Here is a 3,016-nt window from a genome sequence, read left to right as displayed (position 1 = left end):
TGCGGGTACCAATGAGATTGATCACTGAGAACAGTGCGGGGTGATCGCTCAACCGACCTTGCTGACCATCAGCAGCGGATCAAGCAGGCTCGCCAGTCAAGAAGCTGCTGGGAGATCTTCCAGCACTCCTGCTTCTCTGGCCACTCGACGAGCTTCATCGGCACCCTTCCTCTCGCTGTAGCGATCGACCAGATAGGCGCTTCGCCCGCGAACCAGGAGCGTGAACTTGACCAGCTCCTCCATCACGTCCACCACCCGGTCGTAGAACGGAGAGGCGCGCATACGTCCCGCGTCGTCAAACTCCTGCCATGCCTTGGCGACCGAGGACTGGTTGGGAATCGTCACCATCCGCATCCACCGCCCCAGCACCCGCAGAGTGTTGACCACGTTGAACGACTGCGATCCGCCGCACACCTGCATCACCGCCAGCGTCCGCCCCTGGGTGGGACGCACGCTGCCATCCTCGAGGGGCAGCCAGTCAATCTGGTTCTTGAACACGCCGGTGATCGTGCCGTGGCGTTCGGGCGAAACCCAGACCTGACCTTCCGACCACTGCGACCATTCGCGCAGTTGCCGCACCTTCGGATGGTCTTTGCCAACGCTGTCCAGCAGCGGCAGATGGTGTGGATCGAACACCCGCGTTTCGGCGCCGAGGTGGCGCAAGATGCGCTCGGCCTCCAAGGCCAGCTTGCGGCTGTAGGACTGCGGCCGCAGCGAGCCGTACAGCAGGAGGATGCGCGGCGCCGGCTGGCCCGTGTCTGCACCGAGTGCGTCATGGCGAGGGCCGGGAAGCAGGTCGGCGGCCAGATGGGGGAGGTCGAGGAGCGCGGATGATTGCCGTTCGTTATTCATTCGACTATTCTAGAATGATGGAAACGAATCAGGCAATCGCTGCGCTGACGGCGCTGGGCCACGCCACCCGGCTGGCGATCTTCCGGTTGCTGGTCGAGGCCGGGCCCGACGGCCGCATGGCCGGTGAAATCGCGGAAGCGCTGGCCGTCCCCGGCGCAACCCTGTCCTTCCACCTGAAGGAACTCGTCCACGCCGGCCTGATCGGCAGCGAGAGCCGGGGGCGCAACGTCTGCTACCGCGCCAACTTCGAGGCCATGAACGCACTGGTCGCCTACCTGACCCACAACTGCTGCGCGGGCTCCTCGGACGAGAGCTGCCCCCCTGATGTCGCGGCCGCCTGCGCCTGTTGACCCCCTCCCACCTGTCACTCGAGGAACCGTCCCGATGAAGCGTCGCGTCCTTTTCCTGTGCACCGGCAACTCCGCGCGCAGCGTGCTGGCCGAGGCCACGCTCCGCGCCTGGGCCGGCCACCGCTTCGAGGTCTTCAGCGCCGGCAGCCAGCCGGCCGGCACGGTCAATCCCTGGGCGCTTGCCCAGCTGGCGGCCGAAGGCATTGCCACCGCAGGCCTGCGCAGCAAGTCCTGGGATGAGTTCACAACGCCGGACGCGGCACCGATGGATCTGGTGGTGACCGTCTGCGATTCGGCCGCGGCCGAAACCTGCCCCGTCGTGCTCGGGGACTTTCTCCGCGTGCACTGGGGGCTTCCAGACCCGGCAGCCGTGGAAGGCGATGATGAGGACAAGCGGGAGGCATTCCGCCAGGCCCACCGCATCGTCAAGGCGCGCCTGCAGGCACTGCTGGCACTGCCGGCCGAGGTCTGGGACGACCGTGCCGCCCTGAAGGACTCGCTCGATCGCATCGGTTTCGTACAGCCTGAAGACGAGGCGTCCGTCCATGGCTGAGGCAACGCCCCGCATGGGGCTGTTCGAGCGTTACCTGACCCTGTGGGTGGCGTTGTGCATCGTGGTCGGCACCGGCTTGGGACATTTCATGCCGGGTGCGTTCGCAGCCCTCGGCGGCATGGAAGTCGCGAATGTCAACCTGCCGGTGGCCGCACTGATCTGGCTGATGATCATCCCCATGCTGCTGAAGGTCGACTTCGGCGCCATGCGGGAAGTGGGCAGGCACTGGCGCGGCATCGGCGTCACCCTGTTCGTCAACTGGGCGGTCAAGCCGTTCTCAATGGCCCTGCTGGGCTGGTTCTTCCTGCGGCATGTCTTCGCCGACTGGCTCCCGGCGGACCAGATCGACTCCTACATGGCAGGGCTGATCCTGCTGGCTGCCGCGCCATGCACCGCAATGGTGTTCGTGTGGAGCAACCTGTGCCGTGGCGACGCGAACTTCACGCTCAGCCAAGTCGCGCTCAATGACGCGATCATGGTGGTGGCGTTCGCACCGCTGGTAGCCCTGCTGCTGGGGCTGTCGTCGATCACGGTACCTTGGGACACGCTGGCGCTGTCAGTCGGCCTCTACATCCTGGTGCCGGTCGCGGTCGCAGTCTTCCTCCGTCGCTGGTTGCTTGCACATGGCGGCGAGGCCCGGCTGGAGCGGGTGCTCGCTCGTCTCGGGCCTGTCTCGCTGGTGGCACTGCTGGCGACGCTGGTGCTGCTGTTCGGCTTCCAGGGCAGGCAGATCGTCGAGCAGCCCCTGATCATCGCAATCCTGGCGGTGCCGATCCTGATCCAGGTCTACTTCAACTCCGGCCTGGCCTACCTGCTCAACCGCAGGCTGGGCGTCGCCCACTGCGTGGCGGGACCGTCGGCGCTGATTGGTGCCAGCAATTTCTTTGAGCTTGCGGTCGCTACGGCTGTGGCCCTCTTCGGCGTGCACTCGGGCGCGGCGCTGGCCACCGTGGTGGGCGTGCTGATCGAAGTGCCCGTGATGCTGTCGGTGGTCAAGATCGTCAACAACACTCGCCCGTGGTACGAGCGCGAGGTCCGGGCGCAGTAGACCTGGCGGCCGGCAGCCGTTCCGTCGAAGGGGATCAGTATCCGCCTCCAAGGAGGCATCGCCGCTGCCCGGTCAGAACCATCGTTCCCGGCGCTCGCCGGGAACGATGATCAGATCAACGAACTGCGTGCTTGCGCATCGAGTCGCCTTTCAACTCAATGGTGTGCTTGTTGTGCAGCAGGCGATCCAGGATGGCGTCGGCCACCGTGGGCT

The 3,016-nt window shown here is 65.8% G+C and carries 5 protein-coding genes; 3 read left to right on the top strand and 2 right to left on the bottom strand.

All coding sequences use genetic code 11. The features are described 5' to 3' along the window. Positions 1 to 96 precede the first annotated feature (96 nt). Positions 97 to 852 (bottom strand): arsenical resistance protein ArsH, encoded by a 756-nt coding sequence (gene arsH / locus FQY79_RS15295; RefSeq protein ID WP_146313764.1) that lies wholly within the window; start codon positions 850 to 852, stop codon positions 97 to 99. Between the two features lie 17 nt (positions 853 to 869). Here arsH and FQY79_RS15290 point away from each other — a divergent pair, with 17 nt between their 5' ends. The 3 genes from FQY79_RS15290 to arsB are packed head-to-tail and all read left to right on the top strand — an operon-like array spanning position 870 to position 2,803. Beyond that, positions 870 to 1,202, top strand: coding sequence for an ArsR/SmtB family transcription factor (locus tag FQY79_RS15290; protein WP_026010426.1), 333 nt, complete (start codon positions 870 to 872; stop codon positions 1,200 to 1,202). Between the two features lie 34 nt (positions 1,203 to 1,236). After that, a complete protein-coding gene (locus tag FQY79_RS15285) occupies positions 1,237 to 1,755 on the top strand; it encodes an arsenate reductase ArsC (protein ID WP_019398161.1) in 519 nt (172 codons plus the stop codon). 13 nt (positions 1,756 to 1,768) lie between these two features. Continuing rightward, positions 1,769 to 2,803: an ACR3 family arsenite efflux transporter gene (arsB, locus tag FQY79_RS15280; protein ID WP_028914990.1), complete on the top strand. Its 1,035-nt coding sequence runs from the start codon at positions 1,769 to 1,771 to the stop codon at positions 2,801 to 2,803. 115 nt (positions 2,804 to 2,918) lie between these two features. On the opposite strand, the gene FQY79_RS15520 is transcribed toward arsB, so the two are convergent. Next, positions 2,919 to 3,008 carry an ATP-binding protein gene (locus FQY79_RS15520; protein WP_425463216.1) on the bottom strand — a complete coding sequence of 30 codons (90 nt, stop codon included), beginning with the start codon at positions 3,006 to 3,008 and terminating at the stop codon, positions 2,919 to 2,921. Between the last annotated feature and the right edge of the window lie 8 nt (positions 3,009 to 3,016).

The organism is Luteimonas wenzhouensis (assembly GCF_007859305.1).
Lineage (GTDB): Bacteria > Pseudomonadota > Gammaproteobacteria > Xanthomonadales > Xanthomonadaceae > Luteimonas > Luteimonas wenzhouensis.
The sequence above is the reverse complement of the archived record's forward strand: the minus strand, read 5'-3'. Positions and strand labels throughout refer to the sequence as shown.